Source organism: Microbacterium sp. SL62 (assembly GCF_026672635.1).
GTDB classification, from domain to species: domain Bacteria; phylum Actinomycetota; class Actinomycetes; order Actinomycetales; family Microbacteriaceae; genus Microbacterium; species Microbacterium testaceum_A.
In genome coordinates this window covers 2,541,415-2,556,129 of the sequence record NZ_JAPPRM010000001.1, presented here as the reverse complement: position 1 = coordinate 2,556,129, position 14,715 = coordinate 2,541,415, and the positions used below count along the sequence as shown (strand labels likewise).

Genomic DNA, 14,715 nt, shown 5'->3' with positions numbered 1-14,715 from the left:
CGGCCGGGATAATGGCGACATGACCGCTGCCGTTCCCACCGAGACCCCCACCGTGGTCTCGGGCACCCCCGTCGTCCTCCGCGCACACGGCTACGAAGCCGCGATCGCGAGCGTCGGCGCCTCCCTCCGCTCCCTGACGTACGAGGGCCGCGACCTCGTCGTTCCCTTCGATGCCGACGAGCTTCGTCCCGGCTACCGGGGGACGACGCTCGCCCCCTGGCCGAATCGCGTGGTCGACGGCATCCACCACTTCGACGGCGTCGAGCACCAGCTGCCGCTGACCGAGCCGAACCGCGGGCACGCGCTGCACGGGCTGCTGTCATGGGTCGACTGGAACATCCTCGAGGCGTCCGATGACGCCGTCACCCTGACCGCGACCGTCACCGCGCAGGCCGGGTACCCCTGGTGGCTCGTCGTCTCGACCACCTACCGCCTTGCGGCGAACGGCCTCACGCAGACCGTCCGCGCCACGAACCTGTCGGACACACCGGCGCCTTGGGGCACGGGACCCCACCCGTACCTCGTCGCGGGCCCCGCGACCCTCGACGAGTGGACGCTCGGCCTGCCCGCCGACACCGTTCTCGAAGTCACCCCCGATCGGCTCGCGCCGGTGGCACTGGCATCCGTCACCTCCGACGCCGAGCGCTTCGACTTCCGCGACGAGCGGGTGCTGGGTGCGGTCGAGATCGACCACGCCTACACGGGACTGATCCGGGATGCCGACGGCCGCGCGACCGTCACGCTCACCGATCCCTCGGGCACCGGCGTCGAGATGAGCTGGGCGGGGGAGTGCGCGTGGGTGCAGATCCACACCGCCGATCTGCCCGACGGTCCCGGCACACCCGGTCATCGCGCCGGCCTCGCCGTCGAACCGATGACCTGCGCACCCGACGCGTTCAACGACGACGCCTACGACTTCGACACGGGCGTCGTCTCGCTCGACCCCGGAGCCTCGCACGACGCCGAGTGGACCATCTCGGCGCGCTGAGACCCTGCCAACGACAGAACCGCCCCGGAGTGATCCGGGGCGGTTCTGTTCATGTGGGCGGTCCGTCGGTCAGAGGACCTGGGCCCCGCACATCCCGCAGTCGCCACCCGCGGAGACCTCGACGAAGCAGTCGGGGCACATCGCGCGCGTGGGGCGGTCGGTGATCGGGGTGGGCTTGAGGCTCGGCGCGCGACGCTCCTTGGGAGTGGACGCGGCACGGGCGCGGCGGGCCTCGATGGTGGGGGCCGGCGGCGGCGGCGGGGCGGCCGGCTTGTGTGCCTCGCAGTAGAACCGCACGAACCCGCCGTGGTGCTTGGGGTGGCGGTGCTTCACGGCCCACAGCTCGGTGCGCTCGTACAGCGGACCCTCAGTGCCGCAGGCGACGCAGCGGGTGGCTTCGCCCGGGACGACCTCGGAGACGAGCACGGGAGCATCGAAGCGGATGGCATCTCGCCAGTCCTGCGACGAAACGATCTTCATGGGGGACCCTTCTCGGGCGGTTCGGGCCGCCCACCCTCAACGGTACGCTCCTCCCCACCCCCGCGGGGACCGGAATCGTGCGCAGAAGGGGTGGACACCGCCCGCGGGCCCCCGGATAGGTTGGAAGGAATTCCCCCGTACCGCGGTTCGCGGTACCCGTCGAAGGAGAAGTATGGAACTCGCCGCCCTCGGAGCCATCGGCGTCATCGCCGCCATCGTCGTGGTGGTCGCGATCGTCGTGATGATCGTGCTCAGCCTGGTGATCCGCGGCTGGTACCGCGTCGCGAAGGCCGACGAAGCGCTGGTCATCGTCGGAAAGCGGCAGAAGAGCGCCGACGGCGAGTCCTCGCGCATCACCGTGATCACGGGCGGCGGCGCGATCGTCAACCCGCTGACGCAGCGCGGCGAGATGATCTCGTTGCGCGCGCGCCAGATCAAGATGGAGCCGACCGCGCAGTCGTCCAACGGCGTCACCGTCAACGTCAGCGGCGTGGCCCTGGTCAAGATCGGATCCGACCCGGAGTCGGTGCGCCGCGCGGCCGAGCGTTTCGCCTCGCAGGACAAGGCGATCGAGCAGTTCACGACCGAGCAGCTCGAGGGTGCGCTGCGTGGTGTCGTCGCGACGCTGACCGTCGAAGAGCTGATGCGCGACCGCCAGCGTCTCTCGGACCAGATCGCCGAGGGCATCAAGGCCGACCTTTCGTCGCAGGGCCTGATCCTCGACTCGTTCCAGATTCAGGGCGTCACCGACACCAACGGGTACATCTCCGCCCTCGGTGCGACCGAGGTCGAGCGCGTCAAGCGCGAGGCGGAGGTCGCCCGCATCAACGCGGTCCGCGAGATCCGCGCGCGCCAGATCGCCACGGACGAGGCCAACCTCATCGAGCAGACCAAGCTCGACAAGAACAGCGCCGCGGCCAAGGCCGAGGTCGGTCGCGCCAATGCCGAGGCCGAGCAGGCCGAGGCACTGACCCGCGCCGAGCGCCGCCAGGCCGTCCTGCAGCAGGAGGCCCAGAACACGCAGGCCCGCCTGGAATCCGAGGTCTCCCGCGTCGCCGACGCCGACCTCTACCAGCGCCAGAAGGATGCCGACGCCGAGGCCTACGCGCAGATCAAGGCCGCCCAGGCCCGCGCCGAGATCGCCGAGCAAGAAGCCGCCGCCGTGCGCGTGCGCGCCGAGGCCGACGCCCAGGCCGTCCGCCTGGCCGGTGAAGCCCGCGCCGAGGCGATCCGCGCCGAGGCCGAGGCGCTGTCGCACAACCAGGAGGCCCTGCTCGCGCAGCGCGCCCTCGAGGCCCTGGTGCCGATGATGGCGGAGTTCGCCAAGGGCTACGACCGCGTCGGCAACATCACCGTCCTCGGCGGCGAGGGCGCCAGCGGTCACCTCGCGACGGAATCGGCGACGGGCCTGCGCTCGTCGTTCGAAGCGGTCAAGGCGGCGACGGGCATCGACCTGACGCAGATCATCCAGGGTCGGGTCGTTGCGGACGCGTTCACGAACCCCCAGCACGCCGGCGAATCCGCCCAGACGCGCTCGTACCCGGCCCCGACCACGCCCTCGGCGTCGTCGGAGTCGTGATCGGAGCGACCGGTGCCTGAGGCACCCGAGGTCGAGGCGCTCGCGCTCTTCCTGCGCGAGCGCCTCACCGGTTGCGCCGTGACCGGCGTCGAGCTCGTCGAGGGGCGGGCGCTGAAGACCCGAGCGCGGCCGCTCGACGAGCTCGTCGGTCGTACCGTGACCGCGGTGACTCGCCACGGCAAGCACATCGACCTCGATCTCGACGGTGTGCACCTGGGTCTGGGCTTCGGGCGGGCCGGGTGGGCGACCTGGAGTGACGGGCCCGCGGACGACGACGCCCCCGCGGGAGCGGCTGTCATCGCGCGGATCGTGTTCGACCACGGCATCCTGGGCATCACTGATGCCGCGGAGTGGCTGTCGGTGCAGCTCCATGTCGTCGATGCGGCCGACGAGGTGCCCTCGGTCGCGAAACTCGGACCGGATGCCGCGGACCCCAGCTATTCGCGAGACAAGCTCGCCGAAGCCCTCGGGCGGCGGCGCAAGCAGCTCAAGGCGCTGTTGCAGGAGCAGGAGACGCTCGCGGGCATCGGCAACGCCTACTCGGACGAGATCCTCTTCGCCGCGCGACTGTCGCCCACCGCCCACGCCGCAGCCCTCAGCGACGATGACATCATCCGGTTGCACCATGCGCTGCACGACACCCTGACCGCTGCCGTCATCGCACGTCGCGGAGTCCCGATCGCCGAGCAGAAGGCCGCGAAGGTCGCGTCGATGCGCGTGCACGGGCGTACGGGAGAGCCCTGCCCCGATTGCGGCGGGGTGATCGAGGACATCCCCGGCACGAAGGGCGGCGGGCAGTGGTGCCCGTCCTGCCAGACGCTGCCCGCGGACGCCTGAGCGGCGCGCCCCGGCGCGCAGCCCGTGTGAGGGGTCGATACGCGTCGCCCCGCGCGTCGCTCGGCGACACGTTCTGACCCCTCGGGCGGCGGGGACGACGAAGGGGCCCCGCACCGAAGTGCGGGGCCCCTTCGTCGCGGAATGCTCAGGCGGTCTGGCCGGAGTGCTTTCCTTCGGCGACCTCTTCGACGAGCTTCGCGTTGAACGCGGGCAGGTCATCGGGGTTACGGCTCGAGACCAAGCCCTGGTCGACATGCACCTCTTCGTCGACCCACGTGGCACCGGCGTTGCGCAGGTCGGTCTGCAGCGTGGGGTAGCTCGTGAGCGTGCGGCCCTTGAGCACGTCGGCCTCGGTGAGGATCCATCCGCCGTGGCAGATGACGGCGACCGGCTTGTGCTGGTCGAAGAAGCCACGGGTGAACGACACGGCGTCCTTCACGATGCGGATGTCGTCGGCGTTCTGCACGCCGCCGGGGAGCACGAGGGCGTCGAAGTCGCCCGCCGAGGCGCCCGAGACGGAGAGGTCGACCTTCTGCTCGTGGCCCTTCTCGCCGCTGATGCTGTCGTCGTTCGGCGAGACGAGGACCGCCTCGGCTCCGGCGGAGGTCACGGCCTCCCACGGGCTGGTCAGCTCGCTGTCTTCGAATCCGTCGGTGGCGAGGAACGCGATGCGTTTTCCGGTGAGGTCGGTCATGGGGAGCCCTTCTTTCTCGATCGGGGGTGCTTCCACGCTAAGAACCGGGCGAGACGGAGAGACGGGGGTTGCGGATGCCCGACCCCGGCGTTACCTGAATCGCGCGGCCCCCGCGCTCGCGCGCAGGCGTAGCATGGAGCGCATGTCCGCTGACACCACCTCTGACACCACCGCCGCGTCGAAGCCGCTGATCGCGCTGCTCAACGCTCCCGGTGTCGAGACCGACACCACAGAGAAGCCTTCCGCGTCGCAGTGCTGCGGCGGCGGTTCCTGCTCGCTCTGATTCCGTGCTGGTGCGTGTCGCGCTGGCCCTCGCCGCCGTGAGCGCTCTGGCGCTGCGCCGGCGCGTGTCGTCTTGATTTCGCGTCGTGGCTTATCGCTCTGACTTCAGCCAGCGCTTGTCACGCTGAACGCTCGCTTCGCGTGTCGCATCGACGCCGCGTCGGCGCGTGCCTCAGTGCGGCGCCGCGTAGGACGGCTGCAGCCCCTCCGCCCGTCCCGGGTCGGGGAGCTGGCGTGTCTCGCAAGACCGGGCGGGCGCGGGCGCGCCCACCCGGTGCCGAGGTCAGTGTGCGGCGACAGGCGCGTCGGCGTCTTCGGCCTCCGTCGGTTTGCGGACGAAGCACGCGAGGACGACCGCTGCGGTGGCGATGACCGCGCCGACGATGAACGAGGCGTGGACGCCCGACGCGACGGCTCCGGCCTGATCGACACCACCGGCGAGAGCGGCGCTGGAGAACACGGTCATGATGGCCACGAAACCGGCCGTACCCGCCGCGCCGGCCACCTGCTGGGCGGTGCCCACCACGGCACTGCCGTGCGAGTACAACCGGCGGGGGAGCGAGCCGAGCGCGGAGGTCATCAGCGGTGTGAAGACGAGGCCCAGCCCGAGGTTGAGAGCGAGGTACACCGTCACGATCCACCAGATGGGCGTGTCCTGACCGAAGGTGAGCGCCATCGTCCACAGCACCGCGGCCGCGATCAGCATGCCGGGGATGACGAGCGGGGTCGGCCCGAAGCGGTCGAAGAGGCGGCCGACGATCGGGGCCATCACGCCCATGAGCACGCCACCCGGAAGCAGCATGAGACCCACCGTGAGGCTGCTGAGACCGAGCGCCTGCTGCAGGAAGATCGGCAGCAGGATGAGCGAGCCGAAGAGCGCGGCCATCACGATCGCGACCAGCGGCACAGCGAGACGGAACGACGAACTCTGGAACACGCGCAGGTCGAGGAGAGCGGAGTCGGAGCGCTGCAGGCGGAGCTGACGGATCACGAAGACGGTGACGAAGACCGCGCCGACGGCGAGGGGGATCCACACCGGAACGGACGAGTGCCCGGATGCCGACTCGCCGATGGCACTGAGGCCGTAGACGAGACCCCCGAAGCCGATCGCCGACAGGACCACGGAGAGCACGTCGAATCGTGCGTCGGGACGGGTCTGGGTGACGTTGCGGACCCAGCGGGCACCGAGCGCGATGGCCACGAGGGCGATCGGGAGGATGAGCCAGAAGATCGCATGCCAGGTGAGAGCCGACAGGATGAGGCCGGACACGGTCGGGCCGACCGCGGGAGCGACGGCGATGACGATCGTGACGACGCCCATGACCCGACCGCGCTTGTTCGCGGGGACCAGGTTCAGGACGGTGGTGAACAGCAACGGCATCATGACGCCCGTGCCCATCGCCTGGACGATGCGGCCCGCGAGCAGGACGCCGAAGGCCGGAGCGAGTGCGGCGACGAGGGTACCGAGAGCGAAGACGCCCATCGCGCTGAAGAAGACGACGCGGATGGGGAAGCGCTCGAGGAGGAAGCCGGTCAGGGGGATGACGACGGCCATCGTCAACAGGAAAGCCGAAGTGAGCCACTGTCCGGTGGCGGCGCTCACGCCGAAGTCGGCCATGATCGCGGGCAGAGCGACGGACATCGTGGTCTCGTTGAGGATGACGACGAACGCGGCGACGACGAGCAGAGCGATGACGGGGCCGGGGCGGGGCGCGGGCGCCGCGGGTGCGGCGGCGTGGGGTCGGGAGACGGGAACGGTGCCGGTGGCGGCCATGACGAGGTCCTTTACGTGCGGGGGGCTTCGTGGCGCCACGGAGGGCGACTGCGAGGGTCACAACGGAGGTGCGGCCCGGGTTATTCCGACGGCGGGTCCACGGATCGGAGGAGACCCGCTCGCGACCCTATCGGGTGCCCCCGACACCGCCGGAGCCGGAGCCGGTGTCGGTGGTCGGACGTAGGCTGACGATCATGAGCATGGGGATGGGCGGGAGTATGTTCCGCGGCGTGGATGCCGAGGTGCAGCGCCGTCGCAACGCGCAGGCCCCGCGCGTGGCCCACCTCGGTCGCCGCGTCGTCGACCTGTTCCGGCCCTACCGCGGTCGCATCGTCTTCACCGCGCTCCTCGTCGTGGTGGGCGCGGCCGTCGCCGTCGTCCCGCCGCTGCTGGTGCAGCGGATCTTCGACGACGCGTTGTTCCCCGTCGACGGGTCGAGCCCCGACCTCTCACTGCTCGCCTTCCTGGTCAGCATCATGATCGGACTTTTCCTGGTCTCGGCGGCCCTCAACGTGGGCCAGACCTGGCTCACCGCCACGGTCGGCAACCGGGTCACCGGAGATCTGCGCACGCGCCTGTTCGATCACCTCCAAGACATGGAGCTCGGCTTCTTCACCCGCACCAAGACGGGCGTCATCCAGTCTCGTCTGCAGAACGACGTCGGCGGTGTCTCGGGCGTGCTGACGAACACGGTCACGAGCATCCTCGGAAACGCCGTGACGGTCATCGCGTCGCTGGTCGCGATGATCCTCATCGACTGGCGACTGACCCTGATCGCGGTCGCGCTCATGCCCTTCCTCCTCGTCGTGCAACGCCGCGTGGGCCAGGTGCGGGCGCGCATCGCGGGCGAGACGCAGGAGTCGCTGTCGGAGCTGTCGGCGATCACGCAAGAGACCCTGAGCGTCTCCGGCATCCTCCTGTCGAAGTCGTTCAACCGCCAGCGCACGGAATCCGCCCGCTTCGACGCCGAGAACGACAATCAGGTCCGTCTACAGGTGCGCCGGGCCATGAGCGGCCAGGGCTTCTTCGCCGTGGTTCAAGTGATCATGTCGAGTGTTCCCGCGGTCATCTACCTCGTCGCGGGGTACCTCATCGGAGGCGGCGCGGGAGCGATCACGGCAGGAACGATCGTGGCGTTCACCACCGTGCAGGCTCGGTTGCTCATGCCGTTGATGGGGCTCATGCGCGTCGCGCTCGACGTGCAGACCTCGTCGGCGCTGTTCGCCCGCATCTTCGAGTACCTCGACCTGCGTCCCGCGATCGTCGACGAGCCCGACGCGCGGCCCGTCTCGGCCGCTCCGGGACCGGTGGGGCGCATCGAGTTCCGCGACGTCGAGTTCCGCTACCCCGACGCCCCCGCGCAGGCGCGGCCCACCCTCGACGGCGTCTCGTTCACGGTGGAGCCCGGCCAGCACGTCGCGTTCGTCGGCCCATCGGGCGCGGGCAAGACCACGATCCTCTACCTGACTCCGCGCATGTACGAGGCGACCGGGGGAGCGGTGATGTTCTCGGGCGCCGACGTGCGCACCCTCGACCGGGCCTCGATCATCGACGAGATCGGCATCGTCTCGCAAGAGACCTACCTGTTCCACGCGACCGTTCGCGACAACCTGCGCTACGCCCGCCCCGACGCCACAGACGCCGAGATCGAGGCCGCGTGCCGCGCGGCGAACATCCACCACGTCATCGCCTCGTTCGAGGCGGGCTACGACACCATCGTGGGCGAGCGCGGCTACCGTCTGTCGGGCGGAGAGAAGCAACGCATCGCGATCGCGCGCGTGCTGCTGAAGGACCCGCCGGTCCTCCTGCTCGACGAGGCCACGAGCGCCCTCGACACGGTGTCGGAGCGCATCGTGCAAGAGGCCCTCGAGACGGCCTCGCACGGACGCACGACCCTGTCGATCGCGCACCGCCTGTCGACGGTCATCGGCGCCGACCGAATCCACGTGGTGGATGCCGGCCGCATCGTCGAATCGGGAACGCACAGCGAGCTGCTGGCCCAAGGCGGCCTGTACGCGAGCCTCGCGGCCGAACAGCTCGCGGCGTCGTTCGTCCTCGCCGAGGAGCAGCTCGACGAAGCGGGCCTCGCCCGTGCCGCCCTTCCCGCGCGACGCGCCGACGAGGCACCCGCCTGAGGCGCCCGCCATCAGACCGGACGGGCGCGGGTCCGCCGCGTGCACAACGGCGGAGCTTTCCAACCGCGCGCCGTGTAGCGGCATCCGCCATCGGCGTGTCGGGCGGGGGCTCCGCGGTTGGGCCCGGGCGGGCGTCAGTCGGGCAGGGTCTCGACGAACGCCTCGAGCGCGATGCGGTACGCGGGGTCGGGGTGCGACTCGGCGATGCGCTCGAGCGGCGGCAGGTCCAGGGTGCGGATCAGCGCCCCGCGTTCCCGCACGGCCGCGTCGGCTCCGGCGGCCCGCAGGACCGCGATTCCCTCACCGAGAGCGTCGAGGTAGTCGCGCAGGATGTCGAGTTCGCTGAGTCGCTGGGTGATCGACCCGCCCTCGCGGCGCTGGCGCCAGTCGACCACGACGTCGGGGATGACGTCGAACCCCGCCGCCAGCGTGTACATGCATTGCGTGAGGACCTGGTCTTCGTAGTAACGCCCCTCGGGGAACCGCAGGTCGTGCTCGCGCCAGAAGGCGGTGCGGCTCATCTTCGACCACGCCACGATGTTGCCCGAGGCTGCGGGGTGCTCCGCGAGCGTCGTGCGCTCACGGGCGGGATCGGTGGATGCCGACACCCAGGGCTGCACCTCTCCGGCGACGTAGGCGGGGGTGTCGGCATCCGGTCGCAGACGTACGTAGGCGCCCACCGCGAAGTCGCTGCCGGTGCGATCGAGCGTGTCGGCCAGGCGCGAGAGGGCGTGGGGGCGCATGACGTCGTCGGCGTCGAGGAACGCGGTGTACGGGGTGTCGACCCGTGCGAGGCCGGTGTTGCGGGCGGCTCCGAGCCCCCGCCGTGAGGTGTGCCGCTCGAGGCGGAACCGCGGGTCGGCGGAGGCGGCGTCGGCGAAGATGCGCGCTGTGTCATCGTTCGAGGCGTCGTCGACGAGGATCGCGCTCCAGTGCGGGTGCGTCTGCGCCCGTAGGGAGTCGAGGGCTTCCTCGGCGAAGGCGGCGACGTCGAACCCGGGGACGATGACGGTGACGGGGGTGGAACTCACCCGCGCGATCCTACGGCGGTGACGGCGGTGGCGACGGCATCTGCCACGTCGTCGAGAGAAGCGGTGAGACCGTGCGGGAGCGTGAACCGCACGGCGGTGCGGGCGTCGTCGTGCGCGACGCCGATCGCGAGCAGCACGTGCGACGCCTCGTCGCTGCCGGCCGCGCACGCGGATCCGCTGGAGGACACGATGCCGCGCCGCTCCAGCTCGAGCAGCACGGTCTCGCCGTTGGTGCCGGGGAAGACGAAGCTCGCCGTCCCGGGGAGGCGATGCGTCGGGTGACCGGTCAGACGCGCGCCGGGAACGAGGGCGAGCACGCGGGCGATGAACGCGTCGCGCAGGGCGCCGACCCGGGCGACCTCGTCGGCCCTCTCGGTCTCGGCGAGGGTGAGGGCGGTGGCGATCCCCACGGCTCCGGCGACGTCGGGGGTGCCCGAGCGACGGCCGCGCTCCTGCCCGCCGCCGTGCAGCAGCGGCTCGAACGGCAGGCGTCCGCGCACGGCCAGGATGCCCGTGCCCTTCGGGGCGCCGAGCTTGTGTCCGGCGATGGTGACGGCATCCGCCCCCGTCCCCGACAGCGGCAGCCACCCCGCAGCCTGCACGGCGTCGAGGTGCAGGGGCACCCCGCGGGCGTGCGCGACGGCGGCGAGCGCGGCGACGTCTTGCACCGTGCCGATCTCGTTGTTGGCATAGCCCACCGACACGAGGGCCGTATCGTCGCGCAGCGCTGCGGCGAGCGCCTCGGGGGTCAGGGTTCCGGTGTCGTCGACGGGTGTGTGGGTGATCTCGACGCCGTGGAGGCGGTGCAGGTAGTCGGCCGAGGCGAGCACCGATTCGTGCTCGATCGCGGTGGTGACGAGGTGCCGCCGCTCCGACCCCAGGACGATCCCCTTGATCGCGGCGTTGTTCGATTCGGTGCCGCCCGAGGTGAACAGCACGTCTGCGGGGCGCATGCCCAGCACGGCGGCGACGCGACGGCGGGCGTCGTCGAGGGCGGATGCCGCGGCCTCACCCACCTCGTGATGGCTCGACGGGTTGCCGAAGTAGCGGGTGAGGTACGGGGTCATGGCCTCGAGCACCTCGGGGCGCACGGGGGTGGTGGCGGCGTTGTCGAGGTAGAGGCTCACGCCGTCTCGATGCGGATGTCGAGCCCGAGGTCGAGGGCGGATGCCGAGTGGGTGAGGGCTCCGACCGAGATGACGTCGACCCCGGTCTCGGCGATCGCGCGGACGGTCTCGAGGCTCACGCCCCCTGATGCTTCGACCTGCGCGGCGCCGGCGATGCGGGCGACACCGGTGCGCAGGTCGTCGAGCGAGAAGTTGTCGAGCATGATGGTGCCGACCCCGGCCGCGAGCACCGCGTCGATCTGGTCGAGGCGGTCGACCTCGACCTCGACGTGCGTGGTGTGGGGGAGACGCGCGATCGCACTCTCGAGTGCCTGGGTCACCGACACACCCTGCGCGGTCAGCACGGCGAGGTGGTTGTCCTTGGCCATCACGGCATCCGAGAGCGAAAAGCGGTGGTTGTGCCCGCCGCCGTCGCGCACGGCCTGCCGCTCGATCGCCCGCAGGCCGGGCGTGGTCTTGCGCGTGTCGACGATGCGCGCGCCGGTGTGGGCGACCTCGGCGACGTAGCGGGCGGTGAGGGTGGCGATGCCCGACATGCGCTGCACGAAGTTGAGCCCGATGCGCTCGGCGGTCAGCACCGCACGCGCAGGGCCCGTGACCACGGCGAGCGTGTCACCGGGGGAGAAACGCTCGCCGTCGGCGACGAGATGCTCGACGGAGGTCGAGGGGTCGGTGAGGGTGAAGGCGGCGGCGAACACCGCGGCTCCGCTGAAGACGCCCTCGACCCGCGCGACGAGCTCCGCGCGGGCGACGGCGTTCTCGGGGATGAGGGTCTCACTCGTGAGGTCGCCCCACGGTGCGTCTTCTTCGAGGGCGGCGGTGACGACGCGGTCGATGGCGGAACGGGTCAGCATGCGAGCACCTTCGAGGGGGAGGAGGGGGCGGATGCCGCGGTGGCGGGCACGCGGGCGGGTGAGGGGTCGCGCGGGTCGGTGTCAGTTTCGGGGGCAGTGACGGCGGCGGGGACGCGAGTGTCGGCGCCGACCGCCGGCGCAGCGATCGAACCGGTCTCGGCGTCGGAGCGGAAGTGCGCGCCGACGGATGCCGTGCGCCGCAACGCCGCGTCGACCACGTGCGACGCGACGAGCAACAGGTTCGCGTCTTCGACACCGAGGGCTGCGCCGGCTGTGCGCCACGCGGCGAGGATCCCGGCGACCCGGGTGAGGCCCGCGGCGTCGCGCATGAGCCCCGCGTCGGTCCACATCAGCTGCTGGAGCGCCGCGCGGGTGAAGGGCGGGGCAGCGGCGTCCGGGACCTCCCGAAGGGGGACGGGCGCGACGGCGGCGACGGGCCAGACCGTGTCGCGGCCCACGGCCTCTCCTGCGCGTGCGCCGAACACCGCGCCCTCGAGGAGGGAGTTCGAGGCCAGGCGGTTGGCGCCGTGCACGCCCGTGCGGGCGGTCTCGCCGACCGCGTAGAGCCCGGGAACCGTCGTGCGTCCGTCGAGGTCGGTCACGACCCCGCCCATCAGGTAGTGCGCCGCGGGGGTCACCGGGATCGGCTCGCGACCCCAGTCGAAACCGCGCTCGCGCACGGCGGCGTCGATCGTGGGGAAGCGCTGCGCGAGGCGCTCGTCGCCGATGGCAGCGGCATCGAGCCGCACCGGGCGACCGCCCTGCCCGGCCATCGCGCGCGCGTTGGCGCGGGCCACGACGTCGCGCGGGGCGAGCTCGCCATCGGGGTGGGCGTCGAACGCGAAGCGGCGGCCGGTGTCGTCGACGAGGGTCGCGCCCTCTCCGCGCACGGCTTCCGACACGAGGAACGGTGCGCCCACGGCCAGCGCGGTCGGGTGGAACTGCACGAACTCGAGGTCGGCGACGGCGGCGCCCGCGCGGATCGCCGCGGCGATGCCGTCGCCCGTGGCCCCGAGCGGGTTGGTGGTGTGGGCGTAGAGCTGCCCGGCGCCACCGGTGGCGAGGATCACCGCGTCGGCGGTGAGGCGCTCGCCGCCGTCGAGCGCGATGCCGACGACGCGTCCGTTCGCGATCAACAGGTCGCGCAGCAGCGCGTGCTCGCGCAGCTCGATGCCCGCGGCCCGGACAGCGTCGCCGAGAGCGGCCTGGATCGCCGCTCCCGTCGCGTCTCCGCCGGCGTGCAGCACGCGCGCGACGGCGTGGGCCGCCTCCAGCCCACGCGAGAAGTCGCCGTCGGCGGCACGGTCGAAGTCCACGCCCCGCGCGACGAGCTCGGCGATGCGGACCGGGCCCTCGCCGACGAGGACGTCCACGGCATCCGGATCATTCAGACCGGCGCCGGCCGTGAGCGTGTCGGCGGCGTGCGAGGCCACGGTGTCGGCGGGGGAGGTGACCGCCGCGATCCCGCCCTGCGCCCACCGCGTGTTGGTGTCGGGCAGGGCGCCCTTCGTCACGACCGTGACACGGCATCCGGACTCGGCCGCGTGCAGCGCCGCCGTGAGACCGGCGATGCCGCTGCCCACCACGACGACGGTGGTCATTTCACGGCGCCGTTCGGCTTGGCCGCGAGCATGCGCTCCAGCGCGACGGTCGCGGGCTCGGCGACGTCGGCCGGCACCGTGATGCGGTTGACGACCTCGCCCGCGACGAGCGACTCCAACACCCAGGCGAGGTAGCCGGGGTGGATGCGGTACATCGTCGAGCAGGGGCACACCACCGGGTCGAGGCAGAAGATCTCGTGTTGCGGGTACTGGGCGGCCAGGCGCTGCACGAGATTGATCTCGGTGCCGATCGCGAAGGTCGTGGGCTCGGTCGCGGCGGCGATGGCCTTGCGGATGATGTCGGTCGAGCCCGCTTCGTCGGCGGCGTCGACCACGTCCATCGGACACTCGGGGTGCACGATCACGCGCACGCCCGGGTGTTCGGCGCGGGCCTTGTCGATCTGGTCGACGGTGAAGCGGCGGTGCACCGAGCAGAAGCCGTGCCAGAGGATGACGCGGCTGTCTTCGATCACCTCGGCCGTCGAGCCGCCGAGCGGCTTCCGCGGGTTCCACATCGGCATCTGTTCGAGGGGCACGCCCATCGCCTTGGCGGTGTTGCGGCCCAGGTGCTGGTCGGGGAAGAACAGCACGCGACGACCGCGTGCGAACGCCCACTCGAGCACGGTGCGCGCGTTCGACGAGGTGCAGACGATTCCGCCGTGACGCCCGACGAAGCCCTTGATGGCGGCGGAGGAGTTCATGTACGTCACCGGGATCACGGGGACCAGGCCCTCGGCATCCGGGGTCTCGAGGTCGCCGAGCACGTCTTCGAGCTGTTCCCAGCACTCCTCGACCTGGTCGATGTCGGCCATGTCGGCCATCGAGCAGCCCGCGGCCAGGTTCGGCAGGATGACGGCCTGGTCGGGGCGCGACAGCAGGTCGGCGGTCTCGGCCATGAAGTGCACGCCGCAGAACACGATCGCCTCGGCTTCGGGGCGCTCCTTCGCGGCGTTCGCGAGCTGGAACGAGTCGCCCACGTAGTCGGCGTGACGCACGACTTCTTCGCGTTGGTAGAAGTGCCCGAGCACGACCACCCGGTCGCCGAGCGTCTCCTTCGCCGCGCGGACGCGGGCGTCGAGCTCGTCGTCGGACGCGTCGCGGTACTCCTGCGGCAGCTCGCCCTGGCGCGGCGCCCCCGTGGGGATGACATCGCCCATCGACGAGCCGGGGCCGTAGCCGGGGCGCGTGTCGAAGTCCCAGGGGCCGACGGCGAGGTCGGTCGAGCAGGTCGCATCGGTCGAGGCGCCCGAGACGATCGCCTGGATCGCGTGGTCGACGCTGGGGTCGATCGCGGGGCGGGGCTGCAGGGTGAGAGGCGTGGCGGACATGGGCG

Annotated in this window: 13 protein-coding genes; 5 read left to right on the top strand and 8 right to left on the bottom strand. The window is 71.5% G+C overall.

The annotated features are described in order from the left end of the window. Positions 1–19 precede the first annotated feature (19 nt). Positions 20–988 carry an aldose 1-epimerase family protein gene (locus OVA26_RS12215; RefSeq protein ID WP_074697046.1) on the top strand — a complete coding sequence of 323 codons (969 nt, stop codon included), beginning with the start codon at positions 20–22 and terminating at the stop codon, positions 986–988. A gap of 69 nt (positions 989–1,057) precedes the next feature. On the opposite strand, the gene OVA26_RS12210 is transcribed toward OVA26_RS12215, so the two are convergent. Further along, positions 1,058–1,468, bottom strand: a complete 411-nt coding sequence (locus OVA26_RS12210; protein WP_056230101.1) for a hypothetical protein — start codon at positions 1,466–1,468, stop codon at positions 1,058–1,060. 172 nt (positions 1,469–1,640) lie between these two features. Between OVA26_RS12210 and OVA26_RS12205 the strand changes: the two genes are divergently transcribed. Together OVA26_RS12205 and OVA26_RS12200 are read left to right on the top strand one after the other, a co-directional pair. Further along, positions 1,641–3,047 (top strand): SPFH domain-containing protein, encoded by a 1,407-nt coding sequence (locus tag OVA26_RS12205; protein WP_056230105.1) that lies wholly within the window; start codon positions 1,641–1,643, stop codon positions 3,045–3,047. A gap of 12 nt (positions 3,048–3,059) precedes the next feature. Further along, positions 3,060–3,884 (top strand): DNA-formamidopyrimidine glycosylase family protein, encoded by an 825-nt coding sequence (locus OVA26_RS12200; protein WP_056230108.1) that lies wholly within the window; start codon positions 3,060–3,062, stop codon positions 3,882–3,884. Between the two features lie 145 nt (positions 3,885–4,029). Here OVA26_RS12200 and OVA26_RS12195 read toward each other — a convergent pair whose 3' ends face one another. Next, positions 4,030–4,578, bottom strand: coding sequence for a type 1 glutamine amidotransferase domain-containing protein (locus OVA26_RS12195; RefSeq protein WP_056230112.1), 549 nt, complete (start codon positions 4,576–4,578; stop codon positions 4,030–4,032). A gap of 142 nt (positions 4,579–4,720) precedes the next feature. Between OVA26_RS12195 and OVA26_RS12190 the strand changes: the two genes are divergently transcribed. Beyond that, on the top strand, positions 4,721–4,861 hold the full coding sequence (locus tag OVA26_RS12190) for a hypothetical protein (RefSeq protein WP_156371708.1): 141 nt from the start codon (positions 4,721–4,723) through the stop codon (positions 4,859–4,861). A 282-nt stretch (positions 4,862–5,143) separates the two neighbouring features. Here the strand turns inward: OVA26_RS12190 and OVA26_RS12185 are convergent, their stop codons facing one another. Then, complete coding sequence (locus tag OVA26_RS12185) at positions 5,144–6,634, bottom strand: MDR family MFS transporter (protein WP_268104231.1); 1,491 nt, start codon at positions 6,632–6,634, stop codon at positions 5,144–5,146. 194 nt (positions 6,635–6,828) lie between these two features. On the opposite strand from OVA26_RS12185, the gene OVA26_RS12180 reads away from it, so the two are divergent. Beyond that, positions 6,829–8,769: an ABC transporter ATP-binding protein gene (locus tag OVA26_RS12180; RefSeq protein WP_268104229.1), complete on the top strand. Its 1,941-nt coding sequence runs from the start codon at positions 6,829–6,831 to the stop codon at positions 8,767–8,769. Between the two features lie 134 nt (positions 8,770–8,903). On the opposite strand, the gene OVA26_RS12175 is transcribed toward OVA26_RS12180, so the two are convergent. The 5 genes from OVA26_RS12175 to nadA are packed head-to-tail and all read right to left on the bottom strand — an operon-like array spanning position 8,904 to position 14,710. Further along, positions 8,904–9,800 (bottom strand): glycosyltransferase family 2 protein, encoded by an 897-nt coding sequence (locus OVA26_RS12175; protein WP_268104228.1) that lies wholly within the window; start codon positions 9,798–9,800, stop codon positions 8,904–8,906. Next, positions 9,797–10,927, bottom strand: coding sequence for a cysteine desulfurase family protein (locus OVA26_RS12170; RefSeq protein WP_268104227.1), 1,131 nt, complete (start codon positions 10,925–10,927; stop codon positions 9,797–9,799). Before OVA26_RS12170 ends, OVA26_RS12175 begins: the two co-directional genes overlap by 4 nt. Continuing rightward, positions 10,924–11,781: a carboxylating nicotinate-nucleotide diphosphorylase gene (nadC, locus tag OVA26_RS12165; protein WP_268104226.1), complete on the bottom strand. Its 858-nt coding sequence runs from the start codon at positions 11,779–11,781 to the stop codon at positions 10,924–10,926. The genes OVA26_RS12170 and nadC overlap by 4 nt, the downstream gene beginning before the upstream one ends. After that, on the bottom strand, positions 11,775–13,382 hold the full coding sequence (gene nadB / locus OVA26_RS12160) for an L-aspartate oxidase (RefSeq protein WP_268104225.1): 1,608 nt from the start codon (positions 13,380–13,382) through the stop codon (positions 11,775–11,777). The genes nadC and nadB overlap by 7 nt, the downstream gene beginning before the upstream one ends. Then, entirely contained in the window at positions 13,379–14,710 is a 1,332-nt protein-coding gene (nadA, locus tag OVA26_RS12155) for a quinolinate synthase NadA (protein WP_268104224.1), read from the bottom strand. Before nadA ends, nadB begins: the two co-directional genes overlap by 4 nt. Positions 14,711–14,715 lie beyond the last annotated feature (5 nt).